This is a genomic window from Microscilla marina ATCC 23134, from assembly GCF_000169175.1.
Classification (GTDB): domain Bacteria; phylum Bacteroidota; class Bacteroidia; order Cytophagales; family Microscillaceae; genus Microscilla; species Microscilla marina.
In genome coordinates, this window is sequence record NZ_AAWS01000007.1 from 48,159 (window position 1) to 65,351 (window position 17,193).

12 protein-coding genes and 2 tRNA genes are annotated in these 17,193 nt (G+C 38.9%); 6 read left to right on the forward strand and 8 right to left on the reverse strand.

Annotated features, from left to right (window positions below):
- Nucleotide 1: 1 nt before the first annotated feature.
- Nucleotides 2–763 carry a maleate cis-trans isomerase family protein gene (locus M23134_RS07620; RefSeq protein ID WP_002695127.1) on the forward strand — a complete coding sequence of 254 codons (762 nt, stop codon included), beginning with the start codon at nucleotides 2–4 and terminating at the stop codon, nucleotides 761–763.
- 55 nt (nucleotides 764–818) lie between these two features.
- Here the strand turns inward: M23134_RS07620 and M23134_RS07625 are convergent, their stop codons facing one another.
- Nucleotides 819–3,272, reverse strand: a complete 2,454-nt coding sequence (locus M23134_RS07625) for a DUF5686 and carboxypeptidase regulatory-like domain-containing protein (RefSeq protein ID WP_002695129.1) — start codon at nucleotides 3,270–3,272, stop codon at nucleotides 819–821.
- Between the two features lie 447 nt (nucleotides 3,273–3,719).
- On the opposite strand from M23134_RS07625, the gene M23134_RS07630 reads away from it, so the two are divergent.
- Nucleotides 3,720–4,631: an AraC family transcriptional regulator gene (locus M23134_RS07630; RefSeq protein WP_002695131.1), complete on the forward strand. Its 912-nt coding sequence runs from the start codon at nucleotides 3,720–3,722 to the stop codon at nucleotides 4,629–4,631.
- Nucleotide 4,632: 1 nt separating this feature from the next.
- Here M23134_RS07630 and M23134_RS37685 read toward each other — a convergent pair whose 3' ends face one another.
- Nucleotides 4,633–6,492: a TPM domain-containing protein gene (locus tag M23134_RS37685; RefSeq protein ID WP_157558383.1), complete on the reverse strand. Its 1,860-nt coding sequence runs from the start codon at nucleotides 6,490–6,492 to the stop codon at nucleotides 4,633–4,635.
- A gap of 119 nt (nucleotides 6,493–6,611) precedes the next feature.
- Here M23134_RS37685 and M23134_RS07640 point away from each other — a divergent pair, with 119 nt between their 5' ends.
- The 3 genes from M23134_RS07640 to M23134_RS07650 all read left to right on the forward strand — a co-directional run bounded on the left by M23134_RS07640 (nucleotide 6,612) and on the right by M23134_RS07650 (nucleotide 7,624).
- Nucleotides 6,612–7,280, forward strand: a complete 669-nt coding sequence (locus M23134_RS07640; RefSeq protein WP_002695136.1) for a hypothetical protein — start codon at nucleotides 6,612–6,614, stop codon at nucleotides 7,278–7,280.
- Between the two features lie 65 nt (nucleotides 7,281–7,345).
- Nucleotides 7,346–7,419, forward strand: a tRNA-Asp gene (locus tag M23134_RS07645).
- A gap of 131 nt (nucleotides 7,420–7,550) precedes the next feature.
- Nucleotides 7,551–7,624, forward strand: a tRNA-Asp gene (locus M23134_RS07650).
- Between the two features lie 222 nt (nucleotides 7,625–7,846).
- Here M23134_RS07650 and M23134_RS07655 read toward each other — a convergent pair.
- From M23134_RS07655 to M23134_RS07675, 5 genes are all read right to left on the reverse strand, one after another.
- Entirely contained in the window at nucleotides 7,847–10,036 is a 2,190-nt protein-coding gene (locus M23134_RS07655) for a 7TM diverse intracellular signaling domain-containing protein (RefSeq protein WP_002695138.1), read from the reverse strand.
- Between the two features lie 304 nt (nucleotides 10,037–10,340).
- Entirely contained in the window at nucleotides 10,341–11,225 is an 885-nt protein-coding gene (locus M23134_RS07660; RefSeq protein WP_002695139.1) for a DNA-formamidopyrimidine glycosylase family protein, read from the reverse strand.
- 547 nt (nucleotides 11,226–11,772) lie between these two features.
- Complete coding sequence (locus M23134_RS07665) at nucleotides 11,773–12,780, reverse strand: hypothetical protein (protein WP_002695140.1); 1,008 nt, start codon at nucleotides 12,778–12,780, stop codon at nucleotides 11,773–11,775.
- A gap of 176 nt (nucleotides 12,781–12,956) precedes the next feature.
- Nucleotides 12,957–14,162 carry a hypothetical protein gene (locus M23134_RS07670; protein ID WP_002695141.1) on the reverse strand — a complete coding sequence of 402 codons (1,206 nt, stop codon included), beginning with the start codon at nucleotides 14,160–14,162 and terminating at the stop codon, nucleotides 12,957–12,959.
- A 172-nt stretch (nucleotides 14,163–14,334) separates the two neighbouring features.
- Nucleotides 14,335–14,877 carry a DUF7935 family protein gene (locus M23134_RS07675; RefSeq protein ID WP_002695143.1) on the reverse strand — a complete coding sequence of 181 codons (543 nt, stop codon included), beginning with the start codon at nucleotides 14,875–14,877 and terminating at the stop codon, nucleotides 14,335–14,337.
- 242 nt (nucleotides 14,878–15,119) lie between these two features.
- Here M23134_RS07675 and M23134_RS07680 point away from each other — a divergent pair, with 242 nt between their 5' ends.
- On the forward strand, nucleotides 15,120–15,422 hold the full coding sequence (locus M23134_RS07680; RefSeq protein WP_002695144.1) for a HesB/IscA family protein: 303 nt from the start codon (nucleotides 15,120–15,122) through the stop codon (nucleotides 15,420–15,422).
- A gap of 103 nt (nucleotides 15,423–15,525) precedes the next feature.
- On the opposite strand, the gene M23134_RS07685 is transcribed toward M23134_RS07680, so the two are convergent.
- Complete coding sequence (locus tag M23134_RS07685) at nucleotides 15,526–16,905, reverse strand: dipeptidase (protein WP_002695146.1); 1,380 nt, start codon at nucleotides 16,903–16,905, stop codon at nucleotides 15,526–15,528.
- Nucleotides 16,906–17,193 lie beyond the last annotated feature (288 nt).

Here is a 17,193-nt window from a genome sequence, read left to right on the forward strand (position 1 = left end):
CATGAGCAGAGACCAAGGACGGATTGGGGTGATTGTCCCATCTTCGAATACTAATCTTGAACCTGACTGTGCGTTGTTGGTACCAGCAGGAATCACGCTTCACTTTACACGGGTGGGTGGTTATGATGTAGATGATGTGCCAGATGGAGATGAAATGCGGCGTTTTGCTTTGGCAGGGCTCGACGATGCCCTGACTTTGTTAATAGCTGCTGATATCAATGTAATAGCGTATGGATGTACATCTGCCACTCTAGCAAGCGGTTTTGAATTTGATCAACAGTTTCAAAAACAGATGGCAAACAAAACAGGAGTACCTGCAGTTACAGCCGCTGGGGCTATTATAGAGGCACTCAAAACACTGCACATATCCCGTATTGCCTTCACTTCACCTTATGTGGCTGAGTTAAACCAAGACGCTATCCGATTTATTTCTACCTGTGGTTTTGAGGTAGTCAATCACTTCAGTGTAGGTGAGAGTTATTCGAGTCGTGAGATGCGAGAGGTTACTCCTGATACAATTTACAAGTTTGGTTTGCAGGCAGATCACCCCGAAGCTGAAGCGCTGGTAATTTCTTGTACCGATTTTCGGGCATTAGAAGCTTTAACTGCACTGGAACGAGACTTGGGTAAACCCGTAATTACTAGTAACCAAGCAATGATGTATGCTATTTTAACCAGAATGGACATTGACCCCTCAAATATTTTAGCAGGAGGACAGCTTTTTACTCAGCATGCGACCCGTTTACAACAAGCTCTAAGGTAGAAATAGGCATAAGCAACAAATCATAGGTTTGGTTGCTTATGCCTTGTTTTTATTTTTAAAACCCAAAACCAAACCTGAAACCACTGCTTACCTGATTGCCCTCTTGCAAACCTACGATAAAGTCAAAGCGCATAATTTTAAGAATATGTTCCAGTCCTATGCCTAGCTCAAGGTAATTAAGCGAGGTAGGAGTCCAAAGGTAGTTGGCGCTGATCACCAGTTGAGACTTTAGTTTATTGATCAGCGGAAAGCCATTCATTACAAAGCCGTTGAAATGGTGTTCATAGTGTCCTTCTAGGTAACGGTCTTGAGTACTGTAACGGTAGTATTCCAATAACTGAAAAGCGTTGCTGCTACCTTTCAAAAGCCCTGTTTGGTTACCCGAAAAATGACGGAAATCCATAAAATACATTTTGTTAGTATTTAAAAATACTCCAGCACTCACCCGATACTTACTGGCTCCTATTACCCCCATACTTATCTCATCTGATATAGACGCGTGTAGTAAATCATAGTCCACGTCGCTGTCTCCTATAGCAAGCCCTTTACGGTAACCCAACAATAAAGTGGGGTAGTCTGAACCCACAATAAACTTACGGTGAGGGTAAGTGATGTAGCGTTGTTTGATACGCAAACGCAAAGAGGCATTGAATGTAAGTGCTTGATGGTAAGCAAAATCGGTATTGGCCAGTTCGTTGTTTACAGGGGCGTTGGGCGTAAACTCCCGGTTTTCTACATTGCGCCAACTATAGTTGGTGGTATTTTGCATAGCATTACGTTCAGCAAACTCTAAGCTCCCCTTAAAGTACAAGCCATTGATCAACTCTTGACGATACCCCACTTTAGCGTAAGCTTTTTCGTATATCTTCATAAAATTCTCCTCAACCACCAGTGTATAGTAACTATTGAGAAAGGGCGAAATAGATTGCATACGGCTCAATTGCTCTACATAACGTCCACCTTCTGCCCATACTGTACCAAAGCTTTTGGGGGCAAACCGATAAGATGTGCGTAGTTTTGCCTGAAATCGCTTGTTAGAAAAGCCATACCTAAAACTGGGATCAATGGTAAAGTATGTTCTGTTTTCGTAGCGTTTTTGATAATTAAGCGACAAGTCCGTTACCAAACCCTCTACAGTGTTGTATTGAAAAGTGCTAATAAGCGGTTGAAAAGAAAAACGTTCGCGGCGGTAAGAGTTACGATAAGTATAGCCACCATATAGTATACCAGTAATTCCCAGTTTGTTACGTTTGGCGTCTACCGAATCTTTATAAGGCTTGCTATCCTTGATCACTTGTAGGCTATCTTTTTCGCGGTAATCTTTTACTTCAGTAGTAGTTAACGGAATGGGTCTGATCTTGCTCCAGTAGGTACTATCTTTCTTATTGGCATCATTTGTCACTGTCATTACTTCATTGTTGAAAAACCGCCGTTGAAAAGTCGGTGTGATGTTATAGTTAGAGTACATACACAAAAAATAGCCATGACCTTTGAACCCAAAAGCAGCAAATTCAAAATTATATTTTACTGAGAGCGGTCGCCATACCTTTCCGTTGCCCACTGGAGCATATACTTGCTTGATAGTCACCGAATCTATAAAATCTATTGTGCCCTTGCCCAACGAAAGCTCTATACTATGTATGCGCCAGGTATCATCTATAATGTAGATAAAACCACTAAAAGCCGGAGCAAGTTTGCGGCGGGGCATCAAGCGTATTTTATTGACAGTGAGCCCATTTTCTTGAAAAGAACCCTCATAGCGGTAACGATAATAAAGCATGGCATTAAAAGCTACTGGCGACACCATTCCTCTTTCACTAAAACCGGTGTTGTCAATGATATTGTTATAAAGTTCCGTTTCCATCTCTGATGCCTGGTTGAAGCTAAACCCACGACTATTGCCGCTTACCTTCGATGAAATCATCTTCTCTTTATACTCTCCGTTTTTATAGCTCAGTTCCGATACCGACTCCGAAAAGTATACAATGCCAGTGTCCACATCTACCTTCATTCCCAGTACTCGTTTAGGGGCTTTACCCAAGCGCTGCAAGCCTTTGACATAGGCATCACAGGTAAATTTTTCTATTTCTCTTAAGTGTTTTTTACGGTTTCGTATGGCTTTGCGCATAATAGGGTAAGCGGGGTCTTCGCCATTCGAGGTAATGGTTACTTCATTTAGAGTAAGCACCTCAGGTTCAAGACTTACATTCAAGGTTTGTGACTGGTTGATGGTCACTTTTTTAGTACTGGCTTTGTAGCCAATAAACTGAAAAGCAATTTCGTGGCTTCCAGCTTTAAGCGGTAAAAAATAATCTCCATTGTCATTGGTTGTAGTACCATTAGAGGTACCCTTTACATATACAGTCGCAAAAGGTAACCCTTGTCCTTTTTTATCAGTTACCCGTCCTTTCAGAGTAAACTTTTGTTGTGCAGTAAGTCTGCCAGGTAATACCCAAAGTATCACAAGCAATAATATTCCGAGAGTTTTGAGTAACAGTTGGTTTTTCATGAAAATAATAAATAAGTTATTTTTTGAGTCATGGATATTTTATCCCGTGTGTTTAATAGGTATACAAGTCTGATGCAGTCTCTCCCCTAATGGTTGCTTTCCATTTTGAAAAATAATAAAAACTTACCTAAAAGGTGAAGTGTAATAGGGGTACCCTTATTTTCTAAATTACAAAACTCTGCTATTATCTATCAAGGTATGGCGGTTTTTCATACTAAAAACTGATTTGCTTCGACCAAATGCCCGTGTACTTCTTTTGGGATAACAAATAGTCACATTACAAAAAATGCTGGATGTAGTTCAAATAAATATGATTAAAAAGTGCTTCTACCCAATTTGCAAGGATTTTATCTGCCATCAATGTTAATTTTTATGGGGCGAACGCTACTAATAAAATATAGAGCAATTAATTTTGACACGTTGAGCATGTATTTAACTCTTTCTGAAATGGCAAAAAACTCACACCCTGCGCTTACGTTAGACGATCACGAGGAGATTAAATCAATCCCAAAAAATAGTAATACAGTGATTCATTCTAAAGTCAAAGGTTTTGCGCATGCTTTTGCGAAAGAACCCACTGCCTCTATCAAGTATGTAGTAAGCGGTGAAGAAGCCTACCGTATAGACGGACATACTTATAGAGTTCAGGCAGAGGAGTTTCTGATTGTAAACCCTGAACGTAACTACGAGGGGCATATTGACAAACACAAAGAAACAGAGGGGGTGTGTATTTACTTGCACAATGAGATAATAGACAGTGTAGCTAAAGTACTTGGAAAAGCTGACCAAACCTTATTGGACAACCCTTTTGACACTGGTATTCAAAATTTTGAGTTTTTTGAAAATATTTACAAATCACACAATAGTGCACTGGGGTTAATGATTAGAAAACTGTACCGAAATATTCGTCACAGATCGTTAGAAACGGTACGCAGTGATCACGATTTGTACTATACTTTGACAGAAATACTATTGCTAGACCAGCAAAAAATTGCGCATGAAATCAATCGGTTGAAATCTGTCAAGCTTTCTACCAAACAAGAGCTGTATAGGAGAGTGTTGATTGCCAAAGAATACTTAGATGAGTTTTACTATAAAAAATTAGATATAAATGAAGTCTCTCAAGTAGCAGCTTTGTCTGAATACCATTTCTTTCGTACTTTCAAACAGGTTTTTGGTATCTCGCCCCATAAATACCTGATAAAAAAACGTTTGGAAAAGTCTGCCGAGTTATTGCGTCAAAATCGTTATACCATTACTGAGGTTGCTTATTTGATTGGTTTCCCAGACATACACTCGTTTAGCAAATCTTTTAAAAAAGAGTTTGGTATTACCCCCTCCAAGTTCATAGAGCAATAGCTTACCAATCATCACTACCACCATCTCCGCCAAAGCTACCTCCTCCCCAAGACGACGATCCTCGACTTGAGGATGAACCGTAATCGTTGTAGTCATCAGACGAATAGGAAGAGTTTGACCGAGTGCTGGAATAAGTACTTTTCTTTGAACTCCGCGATGTGCTCACTGATGTTCTAACGACCATTTGCCCAATGCCTTTGTCTATGTACTGATTGTAAAAAGACACCAACCGACGGGATTTTTCTTCTCCTTGAACAGTATTCCATAGTTGATAACTACGATACATTTTTTGCTGTACGCTTTTTACTTCCTTTGCCCTGTGAGAATACTCTTTCCAGATAGATAGATTTTGAATGTTTTCTAAAGAGCGGTTGGTTAACTTATCCACCAACGTTTGTTTATCAGTGATTCTGTGAGGGGCTTTTACTCCAAATACCTTGGCCATTTTCTGTAACATGTTTACCTCATCGTATGTCCATACCTGTGCTGGCGTGTTTATCACCATTTCTAAGTGTTTTTGCAATACACTTGTTTCTTTTGCGTAGTTTTCAGGCAGTGTTGAAGGCATTTTTTTTATGGTTTTATAACAAAAGTCCTGAAGTTGGTGCAAAGTCTGGTTTCTATCTTTTTGTAAAAACTTACTATTGGCAATGTTTTCTTTAAATGCTGGTTTTAGACTTGTAGCAACAATATTAAACAATGTCTGGTAGAGTGTTGTAGCGTTTGTTATCCTCTCTTGTTCATCATCAGAGAGTTTACTTAGGTCTAGAGAATTGCACCAGTTTACCTCATTTTGAGCGTGTGTATGCAGCCAGTTTACATAGTTTGATACCCACTTTTCCTGGGTTTGGTTATAAGGCGACTGAGCTAGTTTTTGTGAAATATCCCGAAGTGTTATATCTGGACGTGTGGTGAAAAAATCAGAGGGATAATGCAAAACTTTATACATACTATGGTAAACTGATTTCATCTGTTTACGACTTCCTTTGTGCGCTTTTTGGGTCAATTCCTGTATTTTATTGTCTACCTCAACAGGGATATATTGTTTGTGAAATTGGCGAGCTTTTATTTCATCAATGCGTTTTTTAATGTTTGTTTTGTACCATTTTACATCGTTTATATATTCTTTTATTTGCCAAAAGGCAAGCACCAACCCCAGCCAGCCTATGGTTGCCAATATAGGTATCCAGCCTCTGGTATGGTCAAACATCCAGTAAAGTTCCATAAGCACCACACCCAAAAAAGCAATACCCAGTATTATTGGAGGTCGTTTGCTTTTGACTACACCTATGAACACAACAAGCCATACAAGAAGCGCAAGTGCTGCCAGGTAAAATATGGCTCCCAATTTGTAATTTTTAAACCTTCCTTCCAAAAGCCATATAATGCGGTCAACCCCCATATTTAGCCCCTTGTAGTATTGTTTATTGCGAAAATAAGGGCGAGTCATATCTCTTATTGCCTTGCGTGCGTCTGCATTACTTATCTTGTCAGTAACTCCTTTGCCCAATTCTATTCTTGCCTTACGATCTTTGATTGCCACTAAGATCAAGATGCCATTATTTTTTCTCTTTTGCCCAATCCCCCAGTCATTGGCTATCTTAAGCGCTTGTTGCTCTATGGGTATCCCTTGCAAACTATTTATCAGTACTATAGCTATTTGCGTAGAAGTACTATCCTCATAGGCTTTGATTTTTTTCTCAAGCATTTGAGCCTCATCATTGCTCAATACCTGAGCCCAATCGTTTACAAAAAACGTTTCACTGATTCTTTGAGCAGACACCGGAAGTGTAAGCCAAACAATGACCAACCCAATGATGAAAGGTGGAAGTTTTATGGAATATAACCGGTTTTTAAACATAGGCTTAATCATTAACTCAAATTATACTATTATTTACTGGATTTGGTTATTATTTTAGCAACTTCACTCGTCTTTCGTAAGTAAACAACTAACAAAACTCTTGCAATCTATATATCACCATGGAAAAACAAGTCATCACACCTACTGAAGAGAAGGTGATTTTAAACGATTTTTTTGCAGAAGTCCGCGAGTTATTGGCAGACTATTGTCAAGAACGAGAAATGGTACTCTCCAACTCTCAATTGTATGCGTTTTTGCTGGTAAGCCCCATCACCATAGCAATTGCTACCGATGGTACAGTAGATTTTTCAGAAACTACTATGTTGGTAGACGTAGCTGCATATTTTGATCGCGATATTTTATCCAGCGAGTTCGATCAGTTGGAACAGCCAGAAGATGTATTGCCAGACGATATTTTTAAAAAAAGAGTGTATACAGAGCTACGCTATTTGTGCGTAAGCATGAACCGTTACGAAGAAAAGCTTATCGCTTGTCTCAAGGCCTTGATTAAGCTAGACGAACGCTTGAGCCAGTCAGAAGATGAAGCAGAAGCCATCAAATACAAAATTGTAGATACTATGAATAGTGTCATTTATAACAACCTTGGCGAAGACAGTATCGAAGAACCAAAAATTCAAAAAGTATTGGATAGTCTGGAGATAGATATGGAACTGGTAAAGCAACAAACCGAAAAAGAAAATAAGCTTATGAGTAAAGCCGAGGAGGAAGCACTTGAAAAAGAGGAGGCTGCCCAGGTGACAGAAACAAAGAAAGAAGAAAAAAAATAAGTTTTTTTGTAAAGGTCTTGCATTTTAAAAAAGTCGCCGTATCTTTGTGCCACAATTTTGCTGACGGAGTGGTAGTTCAGCTGGTTAGAATGCCTGCCTGTCACGCAGGAGGTCGCGAGTTCGAATCTCGTCCATTCCGCTAAATTGCTAAAACCCATCTACTTAGATGGGTTTTAATTAAGAAATAGTTTTTCTATTTTTAATAGAAAGTTCAATAATAATTGAAATACAACAAAAGTAGTTGTATATTTGCATCACAATTTTGCTGACGGAGTGGTAGTTCAGCTGGTTAGAATGCCTGCCTGTCACGCAGGAGGTCGCGAGTTCGAATCTCGTCCATTCCGCTAAGTAACAAAGCCCATCTAAATAGATGGGTTTTTTGTGTTTATAGGGTTTCTATTTCTTCTAAGTGATGTGTAAAAAATAAAGTGAGCTGATTCAAGAAAATATTTTGTTTTCTGATGATCTTAAAAAAATGAACATAGCCAAAGCTATGTGATGTTTTTTAAGACAAGTCAGGGGGCAAAAGATACACTTTAATGGCTCAACTTATTTTTGCAGGATCACTAAAACTCTAACCTTGCCCCCAATACCAATATATCATCTATTTGCCCACCTTTTCCCATCCAATTGTTCAAGGTAGTTTCTAAATGATCGTGTTGTTCTGCGGCTGTTTTTTGGTGTATGCTAAATAATAATTTACGAAAGTGTTTTTTCATAAACTTTTTGTCATTAGCCCCTCCAAACTGATCTTGGTATCCATCAGAATATAAGTAAATCATAGTGGACGATTGTATGTCTATGGTATGGCTACTAAAAATCCGGTTTTTTTCCCGTTGTTCGCCTCCTACCGACTGTTTATCACCCTTCACTTCAGTAAGTATGCCATTTTGGACATACAAAAGCGAATTTTTGGCTCCGGCAAAATCCAATGTTTTACGCTCAGGGTCAATCACCACCAAACTCACGTCCATTCCATTCCGATTAAGTGTGATATCTTGCTTTAGGGTATGTCTTATACCTTTATGCAATCGGTTGAGTATAATGTCTGGGGCAGTTATTTTTTCAATATTTACCAAGTGATTAAGGTAAACATCTCCCAAAATAGACATAAAAGCTCCAGGAATGCCGTGTCCGGTACAATCAACAGCTGCCAGTACTATCTTTTTAGAGGGTGATTGTACGTTTCCTCCTTGTAAATTGTCTTCATAGGTGCCAAACCAATAAAAGTCTCCACTTACGATATCCAGTGGTTTAAAAAAGATAAAAAGCTCAGGGATGCTTTTCTTTATCCGTTCTATTCTTGGTAATATAGCTGCCTGAATATTACTGGCTGCGTTGATACTTTCGTTTATTTTATTATTCTTTTCTTCTATTACCAGGTTTGCTTCTATCAGGTGTTCGGTTTGTTGTAGAAGTTCTTCCTGTTGTTGTCTCACCTCATTAGTACGTGCCAATACTTTGCTTTCTAACTCTTCGGCATGTTGACGTTGCAACTCATCTTTTTCGTGTAATTGGTCGATCAAGGCTTGTTGAGCATCTTGTTTTTCGTGTTCAGTCTTGCGCGTTTTATAGCCTAACCCCAGTGAAAATACCAAAATTTCCAATGTAGTGCCTACTTGATAAATAATGGCATATAGTAGTTTAGAATACCCATGTGTAAAAACAAGTAGTATAACCGTAGTATATAAAAACAAACCTCCTCCAATAAAATAGCGGGCAGCTTTGTCTTTGGTCCGGTATAAAATAGTAAGTACTGTCAGCGAAAATAATACGTCAATGCCCGCCACTATTAAGGTTACCAGGTTGGTTAAGTCCGCATTTTGTAATCCATAATAAAGCGTTAGCTCAACAAAAAGAGCTCCCAGCCTGATGACAATATAATAGCGTATCCAAACATCTGTGGTAGGTATAAGACGGGGCGTATGCAGAAAAGAACGCAAAAACAAGTAATAAGCTATTGAGGTACCATTGACCGACAAGAGCCATATGATAGAGTTATAGTGGGTATAGTAGCCCAACAAGTGTTCTCTTACAAAACCCTGGAAATACAAAGAATAAAGGGCAATAAAAAATAAGTAAAGTGAATAATAGCCATAAGGGGTGTTGCGGGTGGTAAAAAATAAAAGGAGGTTGTACAAAATAAGAATCCAGAAAAAGCCCTGAAACAACCCTTGTGTAAAGCGTTTCCACTCGCGGTAGTTGCTGATAGATGCAGGATGGTATAACTTTAAGTCAAAAGAAGGTACCTCCTTGTATAAGGTGGCAATCCTGATATACACTGTGTGTGGTTGGTTGTAAGGCAAGTGTAGAGGAATAAGCGAATAGGTAGCCTCGTTGATGTCTTTGTCAGCAGCTGCCACAAATTGCCCTGCTTTTTTTATGTGTACTTCCCCATTGTCGTGATAGATATACACCTCTACCGAACTGTTGTGCCCAGGTGCTTGCAATATCCAATGGTTTTGTTGGGCTACTTTGTTGAGCAAGGTAAGCTTACCCCAATATACATATTGAGGATTAAGTGGGGAAGCTAACTGACTATTGTACGGCTTAAACAATGATTGGTAATGAGGTTGGGTGATTTGCTGAAAGCTAAGCTGGCGGCTGGTATCTTCATAAATGCTTAGGTGAGTATTTAGGTGGTGCAATGCGTTTTGTTCGGGGTGAACAATAAAAGTACGTGATACCTGAGCGCTGCAAGTCATGCTCAACCACCACAAAGTATGTATGAGAATAGTTCGGTAGATGCCTGTCATATATGCCAGATTAATTACAAAAACACTGCTATAAGCTGAAATAGGACATAAAATGATAATAATTAATTTTGTATAAAACTTACCTGGGCTAAGTTACCTATTAATTTGGATGAATTAACTTCGTTGAGCTCGCGAAAAGCTCGGTTTTGTTTTCTGACGAGTCGTGAAAATGGCGATAGCTATCTAACTTTTTTACGAGGGAGTCAGGGGGCAAAAGTCGCCAAAGATAAAAAAAGCTGACAGTAGTTGTACTGTCAGCTAAAAACACAGGTGAAAGGGTACCGAGTGGCCTGTAGGGGCTTACTCAAAAAGGCAAATCATCTAAAATAGATTGTTTGTTTGCGGTGGTTACACCCTTTGACTTTTTACCTGTTCTTTGGGTATTTTGGGCAACTGTTGGGCTTTGCTCTGTTATATAAGTCACCTGCTCTTTGGTATAATAAGTTTTACGTTTGTTAAGTTTTTGAATCAGTATATCGGCACCAGTAGGCGAGTGTGTTTTGTCAGGATGATGTATTTTCATAAAATCTCTGATTTCTCCGGCAATAATATCTGGGTGACTGATTTTGATTTGAGTTTCACCGTTTTTAAGTACTTGTTTTATGTGTCTGTGTAACTCTCTTACTGCCGATTCGGGAATTTGATCGCAGTGTGAAAAAGGCGAAATTTTTGCCTCCCACAAAATTTCATCTACATAGGCATTGCCTATTCCTCGCACTATCTTTTGATCCATCAAAAAAGACTTGACAGGTACTTTAGTATTTTTATGGAGTGTATTCAACAGGTACTTTATATTAAACTCAAGGTCTAGTGCATCGGGGGCTTGCGGAGAGGGAGGGTTAAGTGTTATTCTGGTAAGGCTCATAGAGTCAGTAATAGCCAAACCCTTTCCTCCGTCAAAGTGTAATGCTAAAATGAGGTTGGTAGGTTGGTAGTGGGGAAGCTCTACAAATTGTCCTTTGAGCATCAAGTGTACACCGATTACTTCTTTGTTGTTGAACTCAAAAAAGAGCTCTTTACCGTGTCGTTTGACAGATTTGAGCCATTGACCTTCTAAAGCTTGTTTACACTTTTCTTCTGACGTATTTAATTTCTTGGGGTTGTGAACGGTAAACATCTGGAGAGTTTTTCCAACAAATCGCTTCTGTAGATTACTTCTGAAAACTTGCAAATCAGGTAGTTCTGGCATAGTGTTATTTCTTTTAGTGGGAAAATAATTGACTAATAAGTACACTGTAAAATAAATATCTTATGCTTTTTTCGGCTTCTTTTGCCCTCTGACTTCTCTTTACAAAAATCGCGTAGCTTTGGCTATGCTCTATTTGTAAAGATCGCCAGCAAACAAAATAAACTCGAACTAAATAACAACTTACTTAATTTACAGTGTAATAAGTACCGAGGCAGAATTAAATATACCTAATGAGTAAGTGTAACAGTTATACTATGAGTGAGTTAACCTTACTTGTAGCTTATAGCTAATTACTTGCTGCTACTTATTTCTATACCTAAATATACGGATTTGACTTGTCTGAAACTATAGGAGAGGGAGAGGGGATTTAATTTATTTTTTTTACTAAATAGTAGTTGGTAAGTGGCTGATAATGAGTAATGAATGAGTTTGTAAAGCATAACTTATGCTAACTGAGATTTGAATATTGATGATCATTGGAGCAGTTTCTCAACGCACTTGTTCATCAATATTCAAAAATTAGTGTTTTTAGTGGGTAAATCAACTATTAGTCTTTGCTCTCTTTTTTGGTAGAGGGTACCCCACTCCATTTGATATAACCTTTTACCTTGATTTTGAACCAGGTATACTGGTTATAATTATCATTGTATGCTTTAAATTTCTTTTTTTCTGTATCCAGTATTTCAATTTTATTGTTTTGAGGTATTTGCTGTAGTGAACCAAACAGCGCTTTTTTCTCACTCAGTAATGGTTCCAGATACAAACGACCATCTGCCAGGTTATGTAAGTCCAGCTTACCCTCATCATTGGTGCAATATACCTTATTAATCATTCGCCCGTTCTGACGTTGCCAGTGGCGCGCCAAAATCCATAGTTCCATTTCTACCTCACCTACCTTGCCTTTTTGGGTTTTGTATATTTTTTTCACCAACCCATCAGCATCTTTGGTTACTTTACGGTCAAGCAAGGTTTTACCTAGCTCAATGTCAGAATAAATGGTTACTTGGTCAGACAATATTTGAGCAGCAGGTTCGGGCAATACTTCTATTTTATAAGTTTTTTTAACCTTTTTAGGTTTTACTGGCGAAGGAGCAGTTAAAATACGTCCTTTTTTCGCGTGAACATTTTTGTTATTGGGGGGATAGTAAAAATGCACATTTGATGGAATAGCTTTGTTTTTGGCAGCTTGCTTTTTGTAATACGCTATATAAGGGTTACTTGAGGTGAGTTTTCTAGGGGTGTTTTGGGTGGTAGCATGTTTGCTTTGATCCACTTTGTCTTTAGTAGCAACCACCTCTTTTTTGCTATTATTTTCCAAAGAATCTTGAGGTGTATTATTCTGTTTATCAGTTATTTTAGCTTGGTTGGCATCTGTTTTTGAGGAAGTATCAAGTATGTTTTTATTTGTATCAGCTTGACTGCTGAGGTTGGTATCTTGTTTTTTATCGGGGCGCAATGCGCGAATAATTACCAATGCTACAGGAACGATGAGGGTCAAAAGAAGTATATATTTATACTTCTGCCAAAAACTTTTTTTGTTGCTATTATCCGTCATTTGTGACTTGGGTTAGATAACTGTGTGATTTTTAATAAAATTAATTATTCCTTACAGGAACACCACTTATACAATATACTCAAACTGCTGTGATTTCCCAAACAATACAACGTTGGTGACAATAGTTTATTGGCACTTTTAGTCTGAAAAATTCAAGGTTTTCAAGTTTACAGTGTCTATTTTTTGCCTCTAAAAAGGTTAATCAAAGGTGACAACGATTTTTTGAGTAGTTGAAAGCCCGATTTTTCTGTAGGAGTTTTTCCGGGAGTTCTTTGTTCGCTGTTAGCCTCATCATACTTTTTTTGCCACTTATGGAGCCTTTCATCAAACCTAACTTCTTCGTCGGCTTTGGCGTTGAGTTGCTCAGCCAAAAATACCAACATTTGATAAGTGTTAGGAGTTTCCCTAATCTTTTGTTCTATTTGTTTACGCTCATTAGGATGGTGGTGTAGCCATTGAAAATAATCATTGCTTAAGCGTTTTTCCAACTCTATGGTTACCTGCATGTCGGTAAGTGCCGGAATCGCTTCCATCTTTAGGTTAAGCCATGAATTACTATAAGCTTTCCCTTCGGCAAATACATAAGAGCCACGGTGAGGTTGCTGAGTAGTTACAATCAAGCCAACATTGCGTTTGTTTTTGAGGGCGTTGAGTTGATCAAAAAAGTGAGCATTGAACCCAGGGTCTATTTTCGGGTTGTCGAGAATGGCGTCAAAATGATAAAAAAATAGCAGGTACCAACGATTTTGTTGTTCTATCTCCTCAAAAAAACTCATAAAATCAGTAGGAACATCACTCCCTGTGCCCAGCTGTTTGTGTAGTTCAAGCAGCATATCATTATAAGCATAGGCGTGATTTTTAAAATCGATAAAAACTGGGCGGTAGTTATCAAAGCTAATCAGGCGCAAAGCTTTCAGCAAGTCGGTAAACAAACGGCTTTTGCCCGCACCATCTTCGCCATATATATTGACCGAAGTGTGTTGTAGAAACAAAGTCTTGGCTACTTTTTCAGTAAAAGCCGGGCGCAAACTATGGTCAAATAACAGTTGATTAAAATCGGGAGGTAGTAGCTTAGGCAGTGGGGGGAGTTGAGCAAGTGCTGTTTGATCTTCTTGTATAGTATGAATAATGAGTTTTTTTAGCTGTTCAAGGTCTTCCCTTATCTCCTTCAAATAAGTTACCTCAGTTACTTTATCTACCAATTGGTCTTCTATAGCTTCATTCATTACTGCCCATCTTCCCGAAAGCTTCATTGCAGCATCTCGGAGGTAAGTTTCAGGACGTAAATCCAAAAACTCCAAAGTGCCTTCTATAGCTTCGCCAATGTGGTTGAGTTGCATCAACTTTTCCATCTGGGCAATAAATGTCTGTTTGTCTTCCATAGTGTTTGTAACTTAAGGGACGGGTTGTAAAGTAAAGGTACAATTTTTAAGGAAAGGGGCAAAGGAGATGAGGTAGTCTTACAGGCAAAAATCTACCCCGAATAGACACATCCGGGGTAGATTTTTTTGCATTGATGAATGAGCGTATCAAGTATGATTTTTTATTCACTCCCTAAAACAAACCACGTGCTTCATCTTTTACATAGGCGAGTGCAGCTGCTGTAGGGTTAATTTCGTGTTCGCGGGCATTTTCCAATACCTTTTTTGCAAGTTCAATACCTGGAGCCTCATCTTCGAGCATGGCAGCTGAGTTGTTTACCAGCATAATGCTTTCTTGTACTGCTTGCTTGACCATACCCCAGGCAGTGTCAGACATGTAGAGTTGCTGAGAGAGGTTATGGTTTAATTCGTTGTTGATTTCGTTGAGCAATACTTGTTGGAAAGCGCCTACTACCAGCTCGCCAGGGTGTAAACGTCTAATGAGGTTACCGGGTGAAATGCGCTCTAGTAATAAACAAATACGCTCATAGGACTGAAGCCTGATGGGGAGCGATTCTTTTCGGTTTTCTACCAGCCTTTTTTGCTCTTCTGCCTTAATTGTTGCATATTTTTCGTTCAGTTCTTTATTGGCAAACGACCGAATGACCAAAAACATCCCGTACAATACCAGTCCGGCAGGTAGGGTAATTTTTATAATTTCGATTACTGCATCCATACTTTTTAAATACTTATTTGAAAGAACCTTCAATGAATCATGTACAATTCACCAGCTTGTTCTAATCTTTACTATTTTTGTGAGTTGATTGATGTTTGCAAAAGTTTTACCATTGGGTTGCAAACTGCCATACATGGTGTAATTTTACTTTCGCAAACATATCCCATTATACTAAGGTGTACAAGATCAGTGGAGTTTTTTTTATCATCATTGATCCAGGCTAAAATTATTTAGAATATAAAATGAAACTACCATTAACAGTAACCTCGGAAGCCCTGGAAGCCACCCGCCAGATTATTGCAAGCAAACAGATTCCCAAAAAATATGGCTTACGCATAGGCATACGCGGAAAAGGGTGTGCCGGAAGCCAGCAGTTTTTGCTTGGCTTTGACACTGCTACTGAGCAAGACCATGAATATACCCTGGAAGGTTTACCCGTATACATAGACAAGGCACATTTAATGTATGTAATAGGGCTGGAACTTGCCTACGAAACCGATGATGAGGGCAATCAGGGGTTTACTTTTAATAATCCAAAAGGGTAAAAGTATAGAGAGGCTTTTACTTTGTATGAAACTATCGAAGAAGAATAATAATAAAAAACACCAAAAACGAGTGTTTTAAAGCTCGCTTTTGGTATAAATTGATTTATTTCACCAAGGCAACATATTGCTGATAAAACTCAGCTATAGTCTCTATGCCTTTAAAGTAATTCACAATGCCGTAATGCTCGTTAGGCGAGTGGATACTGTCAGAGTCTAAGCCAAAGCCCAACAACACTGTTTTTAGTCCAAGTTCTTCTTCAAACAAAGCCACAATAGGAATACTACCTCCTTCACGTTTAGGAATAGGCGTTTTTCCCCATATTTTTTCAAAAGCCTTGCTTGCTGCCCGGTAACCCACCGAATCGGTAGGAGTGACGGCTGGCTCGCCCCCGTGGTGAGGAGTTACTTTTACTCTTACACTTTTAGGTGCAATGGCTTTGAAATGGTCTTCAAATAATTTACTGATTTTTTCAGATGATTGATTAGGTACCAAACGCATGCTTATTTTGGCGTAAGCCTTAGAAGGTAACACCGTTTTGGCGCCTTCGCCTGTATAGCCTCCCCAAATACCATTTACATCAAGCGTAGGGCGAATAGAGGTGCGTTCAAGGGTTGAAAAACCCGCTTCTCCTTCTACAGCATCAATGTCAAGGTCGGCGCAGTACTCTACCTCGCTGAATGGAATTTTTGCCATTTGAGTGCGCTCGTCTGCACTTACTTCCTCTACATCGTCATAAAACCCAGGAATGGTAATATAGTTGTTGTCATCCTTGAGCGAATCAATCATTGTACACAAGGTATGGATTGGGTTGGCAACACCACCACCATAAGTACCTGAGTGCAGGTCACGGTTAGGCCCAGTAACTTCTACTTCCATATAGCTCAAGCCACGTAGCCCAGTAGTGATAGAAGGTACCTCCATAGAGTAGGTGCTGGTATCAGAAATAAGAATAATGTCTGCTTTCAGTTTTTCCTTGTTGTTGGCAACAAAAATACCCAAGTTGTCAGAGCCTACCTCTTCCTCACCTTCTATCATAAACTTGACGTTACAAGGCAACACGTCATTTTTAAGCATCGTCTCAAACGCTTTTACGTGCATATACATTTGCCCTTTGTCGTCACAGGCACCCCTGGCAAAAATAGCTCCCTCAGGGTGAATTTTGGTTTTTTTGATTACCGGCTCAAAAGCAGGAGAGTCCCAAAGTTCTAAAGGATCAGGTGGTTGCACATCATAGTGCCCATACACCAATACAGTAGGCAAACTAGTGTCAATTATTTTTTCACCGTATACAATAGGATATCCGGCAGTAGGGCAGATTTCTACATTGTCTACCCCGGCATCTTTCAGTTTTTGTTTTACAAAGTCAGCCGTTTTGTTTACATCGTCCTTATACTGACTGTCAGCGCTTATCGACGGAATACGCAAAAGATCTAACAGTTCGTCTAAGAATCGTTGCTTATTTTCTTCTATGTATGCTTTCATTGAGATATAAAATTTTCAAAAATGCGTTGCTTCTTAATACCTGTATAAGAAGAGGAAGACAAAGTAAAAGAAATTCGTTAAGAAATAGAAAAATCTGCTTGAAAGGTCTCTTGAGTAAAAAAGTGAAATGAGTTTATAGGGGATGGCTTATGCCTAATAGATAGCAGGGTGGAACTAAAAAGAATTAAGGTATTAAAAAGAAGCTGTGAATTGTCACATCGGTCGAAACGATCATAAAGTACACTTGTAGGTTTTTGCTTAAATAGTATCATTGTAAAGTGACTTTTT

Coding starts and splice junctions, on each gene's coding strand:
- M23134_RS07620 (WP_002695127.1), top strand. CDS start 2: ATGAGCAGAGACCAAGGACGGATTGGGGTGATTGTCCCATCTTCGAAT.
- M23134_RS07625 (WP_002695129.1), bottom strand. CDS start 3,272: ATGAAAAACCAACTGTTACTCAAAACTCTCGGAATATTATTGCTTGTG.
- M23134_RS07630 (WP_002695131.1), top strand. CDS start 3,720: ATGGCAAAAAACTCACACCCTGCGCTTACGTTAGACGATCACGAGGAG.
- M23134_RS37685 (WP_157558383.1), bottom strand. CDS start 6,492: ATGTTTAAAAACCGGTTATATTCCATAAAACTTCCACCTTTCATCATT.
- M23134_RS07640 (WP_002695136.1), top strand. CDS start 6,612: ATGGAAAAACAAGTCATCACACCTACTGAAGAGAAGGTGATTTTAAAC.
- M23134_RS07655 (WP_002695138.1), bottom strand. CDS start 10,036: ATGACAGGCATCTACCGAACTATTCTCATACATACTTTGTGGTGGTTG.
- M23134_RS07660 (WP_002695139.1), bottom strand. CDS start 11,225: ATGCCAGAACTACCTGATTTGCAAGTTTTCAGAAGTAATCTACAGAAG.
- M23134_RS07665 (WP_002695140.1), bottom strand. CDS start 12,780: ATGACGGATAATAGCAACAAAAAAAGTTTTTGGCAGAAGTATAAATAT.
- M23134_RS07670 (WP_002695141.1), bottom strand. CDS start 14,162: ATGGAAGACAAACAGACATTTATTGCCCAGATGGAAAAGTTGATGCAA.
- M23134_RS07675 (WP_002695143.1), bottom strand. CDS start 14,877: ATGGATGCAGTAATCGAAATTATAAAAATTACCCTACCTGCCGGACTG.
- M23134_RS07680 (WP_002695144.1), top strand. CDS start 15,120: ATGAAACTACCATTAACAGTAACCTCGGAAGCCCTGGAAGCCACCCGC.
- M23134_RS07685 (WP_002695146.1), bottom strand. CDS start 16,905: ATGAAAGCATACATAGAAGAAAATAAGCAACGATTCTTAGACGAACTG.